General features: G+C 63.2%; 17 protein-coding genes. 2 read left to right on the top strand and 15 right to left on the bottom strand.

Annotated elements, in window-relative coordinates; genetic code table 11:
* Nucleotides 1-36 precede the first annotated feature (36 nt).
* Together Q7V31_RS10515 and Q7V31_RS10510 are read right to left on the bottom strand one after the other, a co-directional pair.
* Complete coding sequence (locus tag Q7V31_RS10515; RefSeq protein ID WP_304734092.1) at nucleotides 37-1,041, bottom strand: carbon-nitrogen hydrolase family protein; 1,005 nt, start codon at nucleotides 1,039-1,041, stop codon at nucleotides 37-39.
* Between the two features lie 12 nt (nucleotides 1,042-1,053).
* Nucleotides 1,054-1,434 carry a hypothetical protein gene (locus tag Q7V31_RS10510; protein WP_304734091.1) on the bottom strand — a complete coding sequence of 127 codons (381 nt, stop codon included), beginning with the start codon at nucleotides 1,432-1,434 and terminating at the stop codon, nucleotides 1,054-1,056.
* A gap of 150 nt (nucleotides 1,435-1,584) precedes the next feature.
* On the opposite strand from Q7V31_RS10510, the gene Q7V31_RS10505 reads away from it, so the two are divergent.
* A complete protein-coding gene (locus Q7V31_RS10505) occupies nucleotides 1,585-2,322 on the top strand; it encodes a TrmB family transcriptional regulator (RefSeq protein WP_304734090.1) in 738 nt (245 codons plus the stop codon).
* 3 nt (nucleotides 2,323-2,325) lie between these two features.
* Here Q7V31_RS10505 and Q7V31_RS10500 read toward each other — a convergent pair whose 3' ends face one another.
* The 12 genes from Q7V31_RS10500 to Q7V31_RS10445 form a co-directional block, all read right to left on the bottom strand.
* Nucleotides 2,326-2,802, bottom strand: a complete 477-nt coding sequence (locus Q7V31_RS10500) for a GNAT family N-acetyltransferase (protein WP_304734089.1) — start codon at nucleotides 2,800-2,802, stop codon at nucleotides 2,326-2,328.
* 1 nt (nucleotide 2,803) lies between these two features.
* Nucleotides 2,804-3,154 (bottom strand): DUF6614 family protein, encoded by a 351-nt coding sequence (locus tag Q7V31_RS10495; protein ID WP_304734088.1) that lies wholly within the window; start codon nucleotides 3,152-3,154, stop codon nucleotides 2,804-2,806.
* Nucleotides 3,155-3,227: 73 nt separating this feature from the next.
* On the bottom strand, nucleotides 3,228-3,605 hold the full coding sequence (locus tag Q7V31_RS10490; protein ID WP_304734087.1) for a DUF4345 family protein: 378 nt from the start codon (nucleotides 3,603-3,605) through the stop codon (nucleotides 3,228-3,230).
* Nucleotides 3,606-3,696: 91 nt separating this feature from the next.
* Entirely contained in the window at nucleotides 3,697-5,100 is a 1,404-nt protein-coding gene (locus Q7V31_RS10485; RefSeq protein WP_304734086.1) for an NAD(P)(+) transhydrogenase (Re/Si-specific) subunit beta, read from the bottom strand.
* 13 nt (nucleotides 5,101-5,113) lie between these two features.
* Entirely contained in the window at nucleotides 5,114-5,527 is a 414-nt protein-coding gene (locus tag Q7V31_RS10480) for an NAD(P) transhydrogenase subunit alpha (protein ID WP_370690653.1), read from the bottom strand.
* Nucleotides 5,431-6,564, bottom strand: a complete 1,134-nt coding sequence (locus Q7V31_RS10475) for a Re/Si-specific NAD(P)(+) transhydrogenase subunit alpha (RefSeq protein ID WP_304734084.1) — start codon at nucleotides 6,562-6,564, stop codon at nucleotides 5,431-5,433. The genes Q7V31_RS10480 and Q7V31_RS10475 overlap by 97 nt, the downstream gene beginning before the upstream one ends.
* 146 nt (nucleotides 6,565-6,710) lie before the next feature.
* On the bottom strand, nucleotides 6,711-6,860 hold the full coding sequence (locus Q7V31_RS10470) for an aa3-type cytochrome c oxidase subunit IV (RefSeq protein WP_304734083.1): 150 nt from the start codon (nucleotides 6,858-6,860) through the stop codon (nucleotides 6,711-6,713).
* Nucleotides 6,861-7,011: 151 nt separating this feature from the next.
* On the bottom strand, nucleotides 7,012-7,992 hold the full coding sequence (locus Q7V31_RS10465) for an alpha/beta fold hydrolase (RefSeq protein ID WP_304734082.1): 981 nt from the start codon (nucleotides 7,990-7,992) through the stop codon (nucleotides 7,012-7,014).
* Entirely contained in the window at nucleotides 7,989-8,432 is a 444-nt protein-coding gene (locus Q7V31_RS10460) for a PaaI family thioesterase (protein ID WP_304734080.1), read from the bottom strand. The genes Q7V31_RS10465 and Q7V31_RS10460 overlap by 4 nt, the downstream gene beginning before the upstream one ends.
* A 50-nt stretch (nucleotides 8,433-8,482) precedes the next feature.
* A complete protein-coding gene (locus tag Q7V31_RS10455; protein ID WP_304734079.1) occupies nucleotides 8,483-9,877 on the bottom strand; it encodes an AarF/ABC1/UbiB kinase family protein in 1,395 nt (464 codons plus the stop codon).
* On the bottom strand, nucleotides 9,874-11,652 hold the full coding sequence (locus Q7V31_RS10450) for a M3 family oligoendopeptidase (RefSeq protein ID WP_370690650.1): 1,779 nt from the start codon (nucleotides 11,650-11,652) through the stop codon (nucleotides 9,874-9,876). Before Q7V31_RS10450 ends, Q7V31_RS10455 begins: the two co-directional genes overlap by 4 nt.
* A gap of 158 nt (nucleotides 11,653-11,810) precedes the next feature.
* Complete coding sequence (locus Q7V31_RS10445) at nucleotides 11,811-12,653, bottom strand: OmpA family protein (RefSeq protein WP_304734076.1); 843 nt, start codon at nucleotides 12,651-12,653, stop codon at nucleotides 11,811-11,813.
* Nucleotides 12,654-12,992: 339 nt separating this feature from the next.
* On the opposite strand from Q7V31_RS10445, the gene Q7V31_RS10440 reads away from it, so the two are divergent.
* Nucleotides 12,993-14,525, top strand: a complete 1,533-nt coding sequence (locus Q7V31_RS10440; protein WP_304734075.1) for a sigma-54 dependent transcriptional regulator — start codon at nucleotides 12,993-12,995, stop codon at nucleotides 14,523-14,525.
* 390 nt (nucleotides 14,526-14,915) lie between these two features.
* On the opposite strand, the gene Q7V31_RS10435 is transcribed toward Q7V31_RS10440, so the two are convergent.
* Nucleotides 14,916-16,656: type I restriction endonuclease subunit R (locus tag Q7V31_RS10435; RefSeq protein WP_304734073.1), on the bottom strand; the 1,741-nt coding region annotated here is incomplete at its 5' end.

The following is a 16,656-nucleotide window of genomic DNA, read 5'->3' as shown; positions in this document are numbered from 1 at the left end:
CCCCGGTTTCCGGGGGCGTTTTTGCTTTTGGGGGGCCTAGAGAGCCTCGTCCGGCGTCTGCGCGTTGCGCGCGCCATCCCATGTCCTGAGGCGGCCGGTGCGCTTGGCCCAGCGATAGGCAGACTTGCCCGCCACGTTCTGATGATACCACTGGGCATAGAGCATCACGTTGAACTTCGGAATCCAGAAACGTGGCGGCGCCTCGGCGCGAGGTGCAGAGGGACCGAGCACAATATCCGCGGTAACGACACCGGCTCCCTCCTGATAACGGCGTCGTTGCAGCAGATTGCCTTCGCCGTCGATCATCTGTGTTTCGCCCATCAGTTGCGTTCGCATCGGCGCGGCAAGGCGCGAGCCCGGCAGCACCAGCAACCCGCCTTCGATGACACCCGCATGGCCGGCATGCAGCAGTGGTGCACCGACCAGACCGGCAAAAATGCCGGGCGTCCGGGCCATCATGCGGCCATTGCCCTCGTGAAAGCGGCGCCAATAATCGCGCGGCCATTTCCAGCCCGGTTCGCTCCACCAATGGCTGCCGGTCATCAGAAGCCCCACCTTGCCGCGCAGCCGCTTGACCGTTTGCGTGCGCACGGTCTCCCAGCAGACCGCGGCACCGACAGCTCCGAGCGTGGTTTGCATCAGCCCGGCATCGCGCCCGCCGACATAAAAGGCATTCTCGACCATGGTCGGCAGATCCTTGTCGTGGCGATGGACCGTGCCGTCAGGCTCGACGAAGACATAGGTGTTGTAGACATCGCCATCGCGCATTTCGAGATAGGAACCGCCAATATGGATGCGGTGGCGCCGGGCCTTGTCCTTCAGCATGTCGAGGGCGGGATTGTCCGGCGGCAGAGAGCAGCCGAAGACGCGCTCGTCATAGATGATGCAGGTGGTGAAGAATTCCGGCAGCGCGACAAGTTCCGCGCCCTGCTGGACCGCCGCGTCGACGAGACGGCTCGCATGCTCGATATTCCACGGAATATCGGCGACGCGGGCCTCGACCTGGATGGCGGCGGCACGAACTGACTTCGGACTGGTCATGGCCGCACCCCCTCAGGCCGTGAACCAGGCATAGAGCAGCCAGGGATAAGCAACGCTCAGCAAACCGAAGGAGATCATCGTCGCGATGTCGATGATCCGGTGCTTGATATAGCCCTCCTTCGAAAATGCATGGACCATGAAGAGCTGCGCATTGGTCCATGAGCCGACCACGAGCAGCCAGCCCGCGACTTCCGGGATCGCCGGATGAACCGCCGCAATGGCGAATTGCAGCAGCGCCATCAGGATGTTGTCGATATGGCACTGGAGCACGCGCTTGGCATGCACCAAGGGGCCGAAGCGCTTGCGCGGGCCGTACATCGCCACCATCACCCAGCCGAGCGCGACGGCGAAGGTGATCTGGATGAGCCCCGAGGAAATCAGAATCGACTGCACCTGCGCCCCCTTTTGTCGAATTATTACGACTTGTTTAGGCGGCCGGACACGGCGGCAACCCTGATTTATTGACGATATATCTATCTCTGTTGACGCCGCACCCGTCAATATGGAGACTATCAGAAATTCTGTCGAAAAATTCAGACACTCATGGAACTTGAAAACAAACTGGCCGCTCTCGGCCTCACCGGCAAGCGGGCCCGCTTCTATCTGGCGGCGCTGGAGCTCGGCGACGAGACGGTGACGGCGGTGGCGCAACAGGCCGGCATCGAACGAACGACCGCCTATGCGCTGTTCGAAAAGCTGCTGGAGGACGGGCTCGTCACGCAGGTCGAGCGCGGCGGGCGCACCCATGTGGTGGCGGAAGACCCCGATGTGCTGGCGCGGAACCTGGCCGAAAAACAGCGCACGCTCGACGAAATCCTGCCCGATCTGCGCGCCATCCACGCCCGCACGCATGGCGCACCGCGCTTCCGCCTCTATGACGGCGCCGAGGGCGTGCGCACCGTGCTGCATGCCGTGCTTGCCGTGCCGCTGCCGGAGATCCTGGGCATCCTCTCGATGCGCGAGCTGCTTGCCGTGCCGGGCCCGAAGGTACTCCGCCGCTTCATCGCCGAGCGGGTGAAGAGCGGAACGCGGCTTCGCGTCATCCGGGCGCAAAGCGAGGAGACACACCGCATCTGGCAGGGAGGCGAGGAGGAACTGCGCGAAGTGCGCTTCGCGCCGTCATCCGATGCCTTCCGCATCACGACGTTTATCTTCGGCAGCAAGGTGGCGCTGATCTCATCGCGACGGGAGAATTACGGCCTGATCGTCGACAGCGAGGAATTCGCGGGACTGCAGCGCGCCCTGTTTGAGACGATGTGGCAGACGAGCACTCCCGCCTGAAACTCACAGCCGCTTCGCCATCAGCCGTTCGTAGTCGCGGTAGCCGGCTTCCGCATAGATCCGGCGCGCTCGGGCATTTCCTTCAAGCACATACAGTCTGATCTCGCCGATGCCGGCGGCTTTCGCCTGCGCTTCCGCCGCATCGAGCAGCGCCCGGCCGATACCCTGCCCGCGCGCCGCCTCGTCGACGCTGATATCCCAGATCATCGCATGGCGGCGGTGTTCCGGCCGCACGAAGGTGCCGGGATCCTCCTCGATGGCGAAACTCAGAAAACCGACGACATGGCCACCGCTTTCGGCAACGAGCGTCACACCGCCTTGGGCGGCGATCTCGCCGCTCACCCAGTCGAGATGGCTTTCGGCGGCCGAGGCATCGGCGCGATTATCTTCGATCGTCGTCTCGAATTCGTTGAGCACCCCCATGAGACGGATAAGCGCCGGCCGATCTTCCGGCCGCGCCTCACGGATAGTCGGCTTCATCTCAGAACCGCTCCTCACCCTGTTCGCGTACGGGATCGGGGAAGTCGCGATAAAGCGCGAACTGGATATCCGTCACCAGCGAATTGACGTTGAAATGTTCGGTTTCAACCGGATCGGCCCGCGTCGCCACCCAGTTGAATGCCGAATCGAGCTGGGTGAGATCCGTTACCTCGATCATGAAATGGAACTCGCCGAGATGCGCCGGTCCGAGCCCCAGCTTCTTGCGCGTCAGCCGCCAGCCCTCGATGACGCCCTCGCGCTCCAGAAGCTCCATATAGCCGGTGAAGGCCTCGACGAAATCAATATCCCGCACGCCGGGCTTCAGGTTGAACCAGCCGTGATAGATGTCCATGCCTCTCTCCCCCCAAAGAAAACGGGCAGCGCGCATGTGAGCACTGCCCGCCCGTTTCGTCCAGAGAGCAATCTCAGCCGCGCGCCAGCCCCTTCGCGGCGAACACGGAAAGCACCACCATCGTGAACTCGACGACGAGCGGCTGCACGATGCCTTCCGGCACGCCATCGACAACAATGCCGAGGATACGACCGAGAAAGGCGAGGCCGTAAAGCACCGCCGCACCGAGAATCCAGTGCGGCCGGCCGCCGAAAAGCGCCGCGACGGCGGCCACCGCGCTGGCAAGGAAGAACGCGCCGATATCGGCCCGTAGCGCATTGAGCCCAAGCGGCGACAGCGCACCAAGACCGAGGCTCTCGCCCATTTCCGCGGGCGACATAATCACCATCGCGCCAACCGCCAGCGAAAACAGCCCCACCAGCGCCGCGGCGATGCGAGCAATCCAGATCATCAATCCCCCTACCTTTTAATTCCCGCCTCAATGAAAACGGGCGGCGCTCGTCATGAGAGCACCGCCCGCCGATTCCGTCCAGTATGGAGGCTCAGAGGCCCTTGACGATTTCCTCGACCATCTTCTTGGCATCGCCGAACAGCATCATCGTGTTGTCGCGGAAGAAGAGTTCGTTCTCGACGCCGGCATAGCCCGAGCCCATGCCGCGCTTGACGAAAAGAACCGTCTTGGCTTTTTCGACATCAAGCACCGGCATGCCGTAAATCGGGCTCTGCGGGTCGGTCTTGGCCGACGGGTTGGTGACGTCGTTGGCGCCGATGACGAAGGCAACGTCGGCCTGGCTGAACTGATTGTTGATGTCTTCAAGCTCGAAGACTTCATCATAAGGCACATTGGCCTCGGCCAGCAGCACGTTCATGTGACCCGGCATGCGTCCCGCCACGGGATGAATGGCATAGGAGACTTTCACGCCTTCGGCCTTCAGGATGTCGGCCATTTCGCGCAGCGTGTGCTGGGCCTGCGCCACCGCCATGCCGTAGCCCGGCACGATGATGACGGAGCCGGCATTCTTCATGATGAAGGCCGCATCGTCGGCCGAGCCCTGCTTGACCGGCCGCGTTTCGACGGCGCCGCTCGCGGCAGCGACATCGCCGCCAAAGCCACCGAGGATGACGCTGAAGAAGGAGCGGTTCATCCCCTTGCACATGATGTAGGAGAGGATCGCGCCCGACGAGCCGACCAGCGCGCCGACAATGATCAGCGCGAGGTTGCCGAGCGTGAAGCCGATGCCGGCCGCCGCCCAACCCGAATAGGAATTCAGCATCGACACGACGACGGGCATGTCGGCGCCGCCGATCGGGATGATGATCAGGAAGCCGATGACGAAAGCGAGCACCGTGATCAGCAGGAAGAGCTCGGTCGTCTGCCGCGACACGTCGGAAACGAGCCAGCCGATGCCGCCGACGATGGCGATGGCAATGGCCGCGTTGATGACGTGCCGTCCCGGCAGCATGATCGGCGCGCCCGACATGTTGCCGTTGAGCTTGGCAAAGGCGATGATCGAGCCCGAAAAGGTGATCGCGCCGATGGCGGCACCGATGCCCATTTCGATCAAATTGGCGGCGTGGATTGCGTGATAGCTGCCGATGCCATAGGCCTCGGGCGCCAGAAACGCCGACCAGGCGACGAACACGGCGGCAAGGCCGACCAGAGAATGGAAGGCCGCAACAAGCTGCGGCATCTGCGTCATGGCGATGCGCCGCGCGATGACGGCGCCGATACCGCCACCGATGGCGACACCGACAAGGATCAACGTCCAGGTCAGCGTGTTCTGCGCCTGCAGCACCGTCAGCGTCGTGACGATCGCGATCGTCATGCCGATCATGCCGTAGGTATTGCCCTGGCGCGCCGTCTCGGGCGAGGAAAGACCGCGCAGTGCCAGAATGAAGAGCACTGCCGATACGACGTAGAGAAGGGCCGCTATGTTCGCTGACATGTCCGGGGTCCCCTCAGCGCTGCTTTTTCTTGTACATGGAGAGCATTCGCTGGGTGACCAGGAAGCCGCCAAAGATATTGACCGACGCCAGCACCACGGCGACAAAGCCGAAGCTCTTGGAGAGCCAGCCGCCCTCGCCGGCCTGCGTGACATCGAGCCCGACCGCGATCAGCGCGCCGACGATGATGACCGACGAAATGGCGTTGGTGACCGACATCAGCGGCGTATGCAGCGCCGGCGTGACGCTCCAGACGACGTAGTAGCCGACGAAAATCGCGAGCACGAAGATCGCAAGCCGGAAAATGAACGGATCGACTGCGGCCGCTTCCATCAGTTGCCTCCCTCGCGAAGTGACGGATGCACAATCTGACCGTCCCTGGTCAGGCAGGTACCCGTAATGGTTTCGTCGTCCCAGTTGATCGCCAATGCCCTGGTTTCCTTGTCGATCATGGGTGTGATGAAGTTCAGGAGATTCTTCGCATAGAGCGACGAGGCATCGACCGCGAGCTGGCCGGCAACATTGAGATCGCCGATCAGCGTGACGCCGTGCTTCGTCACGCGCTTTCCGGCTTCCGAGAGCGGGCAATTGCCCCCGCGCTCGACCGCCAGATCGACGAGGATCGAACCGGGCTTCATCGTCTTGACCATTTCCTCGCTGACAAGTTCCGGTGCCGGACGGCCCGGAATGAGCGCGGTGGTGATGACAATGTCCTGCTTCTTGATGTGCTCGGCGACAAGGGCGGCCTGGGCACGCTTGTAATCGTCGGACATTTCCTTGGCATAGCCGCCGGCGGCATCGCCGCTTTCTTCCGATTCGACCATCACGAAGGTGCCGCCAAGGCTTTCGACCTGTTCCTTGGTAGCTGAGCGCACGTCGGTTGCCGAGACGATGGCGCCGAGGCGCTTGGCGGTTGCGATCGCCTGCAGGCCGGCCACGCCGACGCCCATGATGAAGACGCGCGCCGGTGCGATGGTGCCGGCCGCCGTCATCATCATCGGCATGGCCCGGGTGAAGGCCGCCGCGGCGTTGATAACCGCCTTGTAGCCGGCCAGGTTCGACTGCGAGGACAAGACGTCCATCGACTGCGCGCGGCTGATGCGCGGCATCAACTCCATCGCGAAGGCATTGACGCCGGCCGCCGCATATTTCTGGAAACGCGCCTTGTCGTCGTAAGGGTTGAGAATCGCGGCGAGCATCGCCCCGCGCTTCATCATCCCCAGTTCCTCGTCGGTGGGCGCGCGCACCTTGAAAACGATGTCGGCATCTTTCAGCGCCTCGGCAGCGCTCGCCGCAATATCCGCGCCGGCCTCGCGATAAAGCGCGTCGGAAATCGAGGCGCCGGCGCCGGCGCCCGCTTCGACCGTGACCTGAAGGCCGAGCGCCGTCAGCTTCTTCACCGTCTCGATCGACGCCGCCACGCGGGATTCGCCGTCGAGTCGTTCCTTCGGGATCGCAAGTTTCATGGATTGTCGCCTGTTCCTCGAACGGCCCCGGCCGATATGCCGGTACTGCTCAAGTGAGAATGAGAATTATTCCAACATTTAGCGCTAGCGGATCGTTTCAAGCTGCAATCTTGCAAGAAACATCCGGGTCGCTCGTGAACGCGCCGTCAGAGAAGGAAAAACGCCATCAGGATAAGGACGACGGCAATGGCGACGCTGCCCCATTTGCTCATCGCAATGAAGGCCTCATAGGTCGTGAGATGGGCCTTCGCATCCATCTCGCCGCTCCAGCCGTCCTGCGCCTTGTTCTCAGCCATGCTACCTCGCCCGGTTTCTGCTTCGCCCAAGCCCGTTTTGAGCGAGGCGGACTATAGCAAACGAACCGCCAGCGGCAAGCGCTCAGACCCCCGCCCCTTGCTCCCGAACGGGGTACCGGATGTGCAGATCCGAACGGCTATCCGGTGCGCTCTATTCGCCGAATGGCGATGGCACCGGACCGGCCGCCTTGCGCGAGGGCGCGGAATGGTCCCAGTCGGCCAGAAGCGCGCGCAAGGCCGCCACGAAAGCCAGCGGCTGGTCGAGCATCACATGATGCCGCGCCTGCGGGATCTCGATGACAGGTGCCGCACGGCCGAGCAGATTGAACATATATTCGCCGATCTCGGCCGGCAGCAGCGCCGAGAACTCGCCGCGCATGATGGCGATGCGGCAGCGCGTGGCGGCAAGCCGCGCGCCCATGTCGCCAATATTGAAGCGCTGCCAGATTGCCGGATCGAACTTCCAGGTCCAGCCATCGCCACCTTCGGGATTGGCAACCGGCTTCAGCGAATGCCGCGCAATATAGTCGACGATATAGCGGTTCTCGCAAGGCTGCGGCGGCGCGAGACGAAACCGGCCCATCGCTTCCTCGAGCGTCGGATAGATACGATGCGGCCTGAAAGCGCGGTCGGGCGGCCCGCCCGGCCGGTCGGGCGGATTGACCGGGCTGTCGACGATGACGGTGCCGGCCAGCCTGTCGCCATAAAGCGCGCCGGTCAGGATGGTAATGAAGCCGCCGAATGAATGACCGACGATGATCGGCGGCTCTTCGCCGGCAAAGAACCCGGCATCCTCGCAAACCGCGATCTGCTCCTCGGCGAAAGTCTCGATCGTGTAGCGCTCGCGCCAGCCGCTATCGCCCATGCCACTGACATCGATGGCGGCCACCGAATATTCGCGCGCGAGAAACGGCGCCACGAACGACCACCAGCGCGCATGCGCCCCATTGCCATGCACCAGCAGCAGACCGGGCTTCGCCGGATCGCCCCAGCGCAGATAGTGAACCTGCGTGCCTGCCACTTCGACGAAGCGGCTTTCGGGCACAACAGCGACCGCGCGCGTGAACCAGCCCGGCGCCAGTGTGACGGCGGGCCCTTCTTCATCGCCGGGGGCCATAGGAAATTCGGTCACTTCGGGGGCCTCTCGCTCAGAGCCTTGAAAACGCCCGTGCCTGTCATGATCGTGCGGTCGCCGCACCAGATACGTCCCTGCACGGTGAAGAAGTCGTCTTCGCGGCCGACGACCTCCGCCGTGCCTTCGACCCACTCGCCGATCTTCGCACCGGACAGGAAATCGGTCAGCAATCTGACCGTCACCCAATAACGATGCACGGACATGGTGATCGCATGCCCGAACGCCATGTCGGCAAAAGCCATCAGCATCCCGCCATGGCAGTTGCCCATGCCGTTGGTGTGGTGCTCCTGCACCAGAAAAGCGCGTGTATAGCGGCCATCCGTCTCGATCTTCTCGTAGAGCGGACCGATCTGCCGCCCGAATCCATGGAACCAGTTGAGGTTCTGGTAGCCATCGGGCAGCACGATGGAATTTTCTTCCAGCAGGTCGTCTGTCATGGCCGGGAACTCTGAAGGAAACGTGGAACGGGAAACGGAAAGGCGCGCGCTCAGGCGGCGAGCGGCACGCCCGCCTTCTTTAGCGCGGCGCTCTGCCGCTTGTCGAGCGCCTGCGTATCGAAGGCTTCAATGGCCTCATTGAACAGTCGATGGAAATTGAGCTCCGCGCCGAGATGCAGAAACACCGAACCGAGACCAATGGCGGCGCGGTCCATGAACACGAATTCGCGCGGCGGCGTAACCGGGCCGAGCTCACGCAGACGCTTGTGTACCGCGAAGGCTTCCTTGCGGCCGTATTCGCCGGGCCTGACGCCGTCGGCGACCGAACGCACCCGATCATCGAGCATCGGCGCGTAGATGAACCCGGCCCAGACGTTGAGCGTGTCGATCAGTTCGCCGGAAAGATTGCGAAAGCCCCAGTTTTCATAGGCCGCCGCCGCGCGGTCGCGGTCGTTCGTTTCGAGCGCGCGATAAAGTTCGACGACACCGGCGACGAAGGCCGGCGGAAAGATGCGGATACAGCCATAATCGAGCAGGTTGATGCCCCAATCTTCGCCTGCACCACCGGATCGAACCGTGTAGTTGCCGAGATGCGGGTCGCCATGAATGACGCCATAGCGGCTGAACGGCGCCCACCAGGCGGCAAACATCGCTTCGGCAATGGCATTGCGCGTCGCCATATCGTGGTCGCGGAAATCGAGCAGCGGCGCGCCATCGAGCCAGCCCATGGTGAGAAGGCGTTTGGTCGAGAGCTCGGCATGGACATCCGGCACGGCAACGCGTGCCTCATCTGCGAATATATGCTTGTAGAGCCGCATATGCGCGGCCTCGCGCTCATAGTCGAGTTCCTCGCGCAGCCGCGCGCCGATTTCGGCATACATTTCGCGCGTGTCGATGGCGCTATCGATGCGGCGATGGATCGAAAAGATCAGACCGAGCTGATTGAGGTCGGCATCGACTGCCGATTGCATGTCGGGATATTGCAGCTTCACGGCAAGCAAGGTGCCGTCGAGCGCCGTGGCGCGGTGCACCTGACCGAGCGATGCGGCAGCGGCCGCTTCCCGCTCGAAACTCTTGAACCGCGCCTCCCAGCCCGGTCCGAGTTCGGCGCGCATCCGCCGCTTGACGAACGGCCAGCCCATCGGCGGCGCTGCCGACTGCAATTCCGCAAGCTCGGCGGCAAATTCGGCCGGAACCGCATCCGGAATGGTCGCGATCATCTGCGCGACCTTCATGATCGGCCCCTTGAGACCGCCCAGCGCCGATTTCAATTCGCGCGCCGTTCGTTCGTTGAACGTATTGACGCCGAAGAGCCGCCCGCCCGCGGCCCGCGCCGCGATGCCGCCGACGCCGGCGCCGACCTGGGCATAGCGGCGGACGCGGCGACCGAGACGGTTGGCTTCGTCGTCCTTCGGCGGTCCGCCGCGCGGCGGCTTGTCGGTCATTCCATCGCCTCAAGTTCGTCGATGAAACCGCAGATCACCGAAAGCCCCTTGTCCCAGAAGGCGGGATCGGAGGCATCGAGACCGAACGGCGCCAGCAGTTCCTTGTGACGCAGCGTACCACCGGCCTCCAGCATCCGCAGATAGCGCTCGGCAAAACCCTCCTGCGCCTGCTCGTAAACCGCATAAAGCGAATTCACCAGGCAGTCACCGAAGGCATAGGCATAGACATAGAAGGGTGCGTGGATGAAATGCGAGATGTAACACCAGTAGGTCTCGTAGCCTTCGCCGAGACGGATCGCCGGCCCGAGACTCTCACCCTGCACATCGAGCCAGATGCGGCCAATCTCGTCGGCCGTTAGTTCGCCGTCGCGCCGCGCCGTGTGGATGCGCCGTTCGAACGTGTAGAACGCCGTCTGCCGCACGACGGTGTTGAGCATGTCTTCGACCTTGGAGGCGAGCATCGCCTTGCGCCGACGGGCATCGGGTGCAGACGCCAGCAGCTTGCGGAAAGTCAGCATCTCGCCGAAAACACTGGCGGTCTCGGCAAGCGTCAGCGGTGTGTCGGCCATCAACGCACCCTGCTTCGCCGCCAGCACCTGATGGACGCCGTGACCGAGCTCATGCGCAAGCGTCATCACGTCGCGCGTCTTGCCCTGATAATTGAGCAGCACATAAGGATGCGCGCTCGGCACTGTCGGGTGCGAGAAAGCGCCGCTGACCTTGCCCGGACGCGTCGGCGCATCGATCCAGCCTTTATCGAAAAACCGCTCGGCAATCGACGCCATTTGCGGCGTGAAGCCGCGATAGGCGTCGAGCACCGTGTCGCGTGCTTCCGTCCATGAAATTGAAGCGTCGTCGGCCTGCGGCAGCGGCGCGTTGCGGTCCCAGTATTCGAGCCTCTCGAGACCGAGCCACTTCGCCTTCATCGCATAGTAGCGATGCGAAAGCGCCGGATAGGAGCGTTGCACCGCATCGGCCAGCGCCGCGACGACTTCGGGCTCGACACAATTGGCGATGTGCCGGGATTGGGCAATATCGGTGAAGCCGCGCAACCGGTCTTCGATCTCCTTGTCCTTGGCCAGTGTGTTGGTGACGAGTGCGAAAAGCGGGGTATTCGCCTTGAAAGTCGCGGCAAGCGCCTGTGCCGCCGCCGCCCGCTTTCCCCTGTCGGTGTCCGAAAGGAGATGCAGCGCACCTTCCAGCGTCAGTGTCTCGCCTTCGACCTCGAACGAAAGACGCGCCATCGTTTCGTCGAAGAGCCGGTTCCACGCCGCATGACCGGTGACGCTCTTTTCGTGAAGCAGCGTTTCAAGCTCGTCGGAAAGCTGGTAGGGGCGCATGACCCTGAGATCGCGCAGCCAGGGCCCGTAATGCGCGAGCGCCACGTCCACAAGCGCCTGGGCCAGCACCTCGTCTTCCAGCCGGTTGAGTTCGAGCGTGAAGAACAGCAGCCCCGTCGAGATCGTCGTCACACGTTCCTGCATGTCGCCATAGAATTTGGCGTGGGCCGGATCGGTGTTGTCCTGCGCATAGAGGAGGCCGGCGAAGGACATCAGCCGACCGAGCCGGTCCTCGATCTTCTCGTAAGCGCGGATCGCTTCGGCAAGCTGCGCGCCCCCATCGGGCGCCGAGGCCAGTGCCGCGATATGTCCGCGATAGCGCGCATTGAACCTTTCCACGTCCTGCGCCGCCGCCGCGAGGTCGGCCTTCACCTCGGGCGCATCCGGCGCCGCATAGAGGTCGGCGAGATTCCAGGTCGGCAGGGAAACGGACATCGTGCGGCGTTCCTTCGAGGGAATTTGAGGGGGTGTTGTCATCTATATCGCGCGGGCGGGTCCGCCGTTCAACGCGCCGGACGCCGATTTTTCCGGCGCACAAAAGAAAAGGGCCCCGGTCTTGCGACCGGGGCCCTGATCTTGTCGATCGTCAGGCTTTAGCAGCCACCAACAACCGCACGGCGGTTGAGCGGCTCACGCACGCCGTCGCCCGTCTGCACCGCCAGCTGGGTTTCGCCAGCCGAGGAGGCGCTGCAGAGCGACTTGCCCTGCGCGGTCAGCGCATTGGACACCGTGTTTGCACGACGCTGGCCAAGAGCCTGGTTGTAGGCATTGCTGCCCGACGTATCGGTGTGACCGACAACCGAGAGCGGACCGGACGTCTCGGCGACGATCTGATCGATCACCGACTGCGCTTCCGGCGTCAGGTTGTACTTGTCGAAACCGAAATAGATGGTCCACGGACCCGCGGCGGCCTGCAAAGAGCAAGCGGTCAGGGCTTCGTAGAAGGCTGCCTTTTCGGCTTCCACGCGATCCGGCTGCACCGGGCCGCCAGGGCCACCGAAGTAGGAACCGCCGACACCGAGCTTGTTGTCGCTCGCCTGTTCGACCCAGCCGTCGTAATAGCGCTGCGCCTTGGCACAGGCGCAGGCCCGATCACCGGTGCGGCCGCCATCGTCAAGCGCGGCCATCAGCTTCGCACGAGCGTCCTGCAGTTCGGGCAGATCGCTCGGCAGAACCCCACGCGTGGCGGGGTCGAAAGGAAGAACGGTTTCGCCAGCGGCCGCAGCGCGACCCTTGGCAACGATCACTGCCGTATCGACCCAGTTGCAATCGACATAAGCTTCCGAAGTCGCTCTGTCCTGATATTCGCGAGCCAGGCACGCGTTGAAGGAATCGCCCTGGATGTCTTGATGCAGGTACGACTCAGCTGTCCACGTGCCGCAACCAGCCAGCACCAGGAAAGAACCCAACGCTATCAGCCGGGATATCATTTTCATCCCAATCTCCGTCGTTATTTCGCTCTGCCCCCCGACAACACGACGGGTGGCCCGGACCCCACCGGTAAGCCCTCATAAGTCCAATTTCATCGCACGGATGTGCCGAAACCATCAACCCGAATTGGCGGAATCCGGAAAGTTCTGGCGAATGCGTCACATGAGAGCAACACTGTTGCCGCGGGGAATCGCCCGGAATCGTCCCACACCTCCCGCCAGCCGCAAAAACCGCGATAGGACGACTAATAGCCGGCGGATTAAGGCACCCTTTACCAATCCGCCCCAATATGGGGCAAACGGGCGCTTTATTTGCGCTTTTGACGGTAGACAATCGAGGCCGACATGACCCAGGCGATCCTTATCGTCGACGACGATCCGGCGCAGCGACGGATTCTGGAGGAAGTGGTTAACCGTGACGGTTACCGCGCCATTCCGGTCGACGGCGGCGCCGCCGCGCTCGAATATCTCGAAGGACCGGCCGGCGCCGACATTTCGCTGGTGATTCTCGACCTGGTGATGCCGGGCGTCGATGGGCTGGAAGTGCTGAAGCGCACCCACCCGTCAAAGCCCAACCTCCCCGTCATCGTGCTGACGGCGCATGGCGGCATCGAGACGGTGGTCAATGTGATGCGCGAAGGCGCGGCCGACTTCGTCGTGAAGCCGGTCAGCCCCGAGCGGCTGCATGTCTCGATCCGCAACGCGCTGAAAGTCAACGCGCTGACCGGCGAGATCAGCCGCCTGCAGAAACGCCAGCACGGCCGCCTGACCTTCGGCGACCTGATCGCGCGCAGCCCGGCGATGGACCAGGTGATCCGGCTGGGCAAACGCGCCGCGCAATCCAATATCCCGATCCTGATCGAAGGCGAGTCGGGCGTCGGCAAGGAACTGATCGCCAGCGCCATCCAGGGCGAAGGCGAACGCGCCGGCAAACCCTTCATCACCGTCAATTGCGGCGCCATTCCTGAAAACCTGGTCGAGAGCATTCTCTTCGGCCATGAGAAGGGCGCCTTCACCGGCGCCAGCGACAAACACGCCGGCAAATTCCAGGAAGCCTCGGGCGGCACGCTCTTCCTCGACGAGATCGGCGAACTGCCGCTCGACATCCAGGTCAAGCTCTTGCGCGCGCTGCAACAGGGCGAGGTCGATCCGGTCGGCTCGAAAAAGCCTGTAAAAGTCGATATCCGATTGATCTCGGCGACCAATCGCGACCTGTTGCAGATGGTCAAGGAAGGCAGCTTCCGCGAAGACCTCTATTACCGCCTCAACGTCTTCCCGATCCATGTGCCGCCGCTCAGGGCGCGCAAGGAGGATGTGCCCGACCTGATCGCGCATTTCATCCGCCGCCTCGCGGCCGAAGAGGGAAAGGACGTGGTCGGACTTTCGCAGACGGCGCTCGACATGCTGTGCGCCTATGACTGGCCGGGCAATGTGCGCCAGATCGAGAACACGGTCTTCCGCGCCATCGTGCTTTGCGACGGCGAGACGCTGCAGGTCTCCGACTTCCCGCAGGTCGCCAGCATGGTGAAGGGCTATGAGGACGAGGCGATGCCGCGCGCCCACGCGCCGGCCGCGCCCGCCGCGCCGGCCTTCGCGGCGGATGATGACGGCACGGTCTCTTTCGTTTCGCGCAACCACGCGCCGGCACAGACGCATACGCTGGCCGACTTCGCGCGCTCGAACTTCGCCGACGGCATCTCGATCACCGACGAGGCCGGCAATGTGCGCAAGCTCGAGGACATCGAGGCGGAAATGATCCGCCTCGCCATCGACAAGTACAAGGGCCACATGACCGAAGTCGCAAGACGGCTGGGCATCGGCCGCTCGACGCTTTATCGCAAGGTGCGCGATCTGGGCCTTGAAGTGCGTGAGAACTGACGGGGAAACCCGATCCTTCGTTGAGACGGAAACGGCGCGGGCGCAAACCCCGCGCCGTTTTTCTTTGGCCCGCACGGGCCCCGGACATATCATCCGCTCACGGATAAAACCGGCCGCCGGGGCGCCAGAACGGCAGCAAAAAACGGCTGCGGACCCCCCCCTCTGTCACAAAACTGTCATAAAACTGTCACAAACGCCCCCGGCGGACCCGAATCCGGCCGATCGCGCATTTTTGGCGGCGGGGATAAGTGAACTTATCCTCGTGTGGCAGAAAAACACGGGCGCCCCCCGAACTGTGGCGACCCGGCATCAGCGGGGATAAGTTCCGGTTACGGGAAGTCGTCGGGAGATTCGGAGGCGGGATGGGGGGCACACACCCGGCCCTTCCGCTCACTGCGCCCAATTGGCGGAGAGTGCTTCCGCTTGCCGAAGCACGGTTTGCACCGCCGCGTCCTGAAGATCGGGCGGATACCCATGCTTGCGCAGGATTCGCTTCACCAGCACGCGCATACGCGCCCGCGCACTTTCGCGATGCGACCAGTCCACCGAAACGCTGCCCTTGAGACTTTCGAGAAGTTCGTGCGCGATCAGCTTGAGGGAGTCGTTGCCCATCGCCGCGACCGCGCTCTCGTTTTCGGCGAGCGCGTCATAGAAGGCGATTTCGTCCTGCGAGAGTCCCTCCTCCTCGCCGCGCCGCCTGGCGGCGCGAACCTCTTTCGCGAGGTCGATCAGTTCCTGCATCACCTCGACCGTGCTGATCGCGTTGGTGTGATAGCGGGCGATGGCGGCTTCGAGGCGTTCGGAAAAACGTTTGGTCTCGACGATGTTGGTCTTGCTGCGCGAACGGATTTCGTCGTTGAGAAGCTTGCGCAAGGCTTCAAGCGCAAGGTTCTTCTTTTCGAGTTGCTGAACCTCGGCAAGGAACTCGTCCGACAGGATCGAAATATCGGGCGTCGTGATGCCGGCGGCAGCGAGGATGTCGACAATCTCGGTCGAGACGACGGCACGGTCGAGAATCTGCTGGATGGCGAATTCGCGATCTGCACCGGCAAGCCCCGTCGGATCGGCGGATTTCACCAGCGCGACGCGCACGGTCTGGAAGAACCCCACCTCGTCGCGAAGGGCACGCGCCTCGTCGCTGCCGGAGGCAAGAGCGAAGGCCTTGGAGAGCGCCAGCACGGCGTCCTGATAACGGCGGTTCTCCCTGCGCTTGCCATCCTCGCTGGTCTCGCGCGTCGATGCCTCATGCTGCTTTCCGAGAATCCAGTCGACCGCGCCTGCGAGCACGGCCAGCCGCTGGTGGCCCTTGCCGGCAAGGCCGCTTGCATAGTCGAAGCCGTGATACATCGCCTTCACGACATCGAACTTCTCGATCAGCGTCGCGACGGCCTCCGCTTCGTCGATGCCGGCCTGACGCTGGTCGTCGGCCGAATACTGGCTGAGGGCGCTTTTGAGGTTCTGCGCAATGCCGATGTAGTCGACGACGAGACCGGCCGGCTTGTCGCGGAAGACGCGGTTGACGCGGGCAATCGCCTGCATCAGCCCGTGACCGCGCATCGGCTTGTCGACATACATGGTGTGCATCGAGGGCGCGTCGAAGCCGGTGAGCCACATGTCGCGGACAATGACGAGCTTCAGCGAATCGCCAGAATTCTTGGCACGCTTGGCGAGAAGATCGCGGCGCGACCTGGTGCCGATATGCGGCTGCCAGTCATGCGGATCGGCGGCGGAGCCGGTCATCACGACCTTGATCATGCCTTCGGCGTCGTCGTCGCTGTGCCAACCGGGGCGCAACTCGACAATCTTCCGATAGAGCGCAACGCAGATGCGGCGGCTCATGCAAACGATCATGGCCTTGCCTTCGACGGCACCAACGCGCGCCTCGAAATGGCGGACCAGATCTTCCGCGACCATCGAAAGCCGCTTGTCGGAGCCGACCAGCGCCTCGACGGTCGCCCATCGCTGCTTGATCTTCTCCTGCTCGGTGACGGCCTCGTCCTCGGTCAGTTCCGCGATCTCGGCATCGATCCGGGGCTTCTCGTCCTCCGGCAGTTCGATCCGCGCGAGGCGGCTTTCGTAGTAGATCGGAACGGTGGCGCCATCCTCGACCGCACGGCTGATGTCGTAGATG

The organism is Parvibaculum sp. (assembly GCF_030651915.1).
In the GTDB taxonomy this organism is placed as follows: domain Bacteria; phylum Pseudomonadota; class Alphaproteobacteria; order Parvibaculales; family Parvibaculaceae; genus Parvibaculum.
This window is presented reverse-complemented; position numbering and strand designations above follow the sequence as displayed.

What these genes read in the sequence shown, in the direction of transcription:
- Q7V31_RS10515 (WP_304734092.1), bottom strand. Translation starts at nt 1,041, where the DNA reads ATGACCAGTCCGAAGTCAGTTCGTGCCGCCGCCATCCAGGTCGAGGCC.
- Q7V31_RS10505 (WP_304734090.1), top strand. Translation starts at nt 1,585, where the DNA reads ATGGAACTTGAAAACAAACTGGCCGCTCTCGGCCTCACCGGCAAGCGG.
- Q7V31_RS10500 (WP_304734089.1), bottom strand. Translation starts at nt 2,802, where the DNA reads ATGAAGCCGACTATCCGTGAGGCGCGGCCGGAAGATCGGCCGGCGCTT.
- Q7V31_RS10495 (WP_304734088.1), bottom strand. Translation starts at nt 3,154, where the DNA reads ATGGACATCTATCACGGCTGGTTCAACCTGAAGCCCGGCGTGCGGGAT.
- Q7V31_RS10490 (WP_304734087.1), bottom strand. Translation starts at nt 3,605, where the DNA reads ATGATCTGGATTGCTCGCATCGCCGCGGCGCTGGTGGGGCTGTTTTCG.
- Q7V31_RS10485 (WP_304734086.1), bottom strand. Translation starts at nt 5,100, where the DNA reads ATGTCAGCGAACATAGCGGCCCTTCTCTACGTCGTATCGGCAGTGCTC.
- Q7V31_RS10475 (WP_304734084.1), bottom strand. Translation starts at nt 6,564, where the DNA reads ATGAAACTTGCGATCCCGAAGGAACGACTCGACGGCGAATCCCGCGTG.
- Q7V31_RS10470 (WP_304734083.1), bottom strand. Translation starts at nt 6,860, where the DNA reads ATGGCTGAGAACAAGGCGCAGGACGGCTGGAGCGGCGAGATGGATGCG.
- Q7V31_RS10460 (WP_304734080.1), bottom strand. Translation starts at nt 8,432, where the DNA reads ATGACAGACGACCTGCTGGAAGAAAATTCCATCGTGCTGCCCGATGGC.
- Q7V31_RS10455 (WP_304734079.1), bottom strand. Translation starts at nt 9,877, where the DNA reads ATGACCGACAAGCCGCCGCGCGGCGGACCGCCGAAGGACGACGAAGCC.
- Q7V31_RS10450 (WP_370690650.1), bottom strand. Translation starts at nt 11,652, where the DNA reads ATGTCCGTTTCCCTGCCGACCTGGAATCTCGCCGACCTCTATGCGGCG.
- Q7V31_RS10445 (WP_304734076.1), bottom strand. Translation starts at nt 12,653, where the DNA reads ATGAAAATGATATCCCGGCTGATAGCGTTGGGTTCTTTCCTGGTGCTG.
- Q7V31_RS10440 (WP_304734075.1), top strand. Translation starts at nt 12,993, where the DNA reads ATGACCCAGGCGATCCTTATCGTCGACGACGATCCGGCGCAGCGACGG.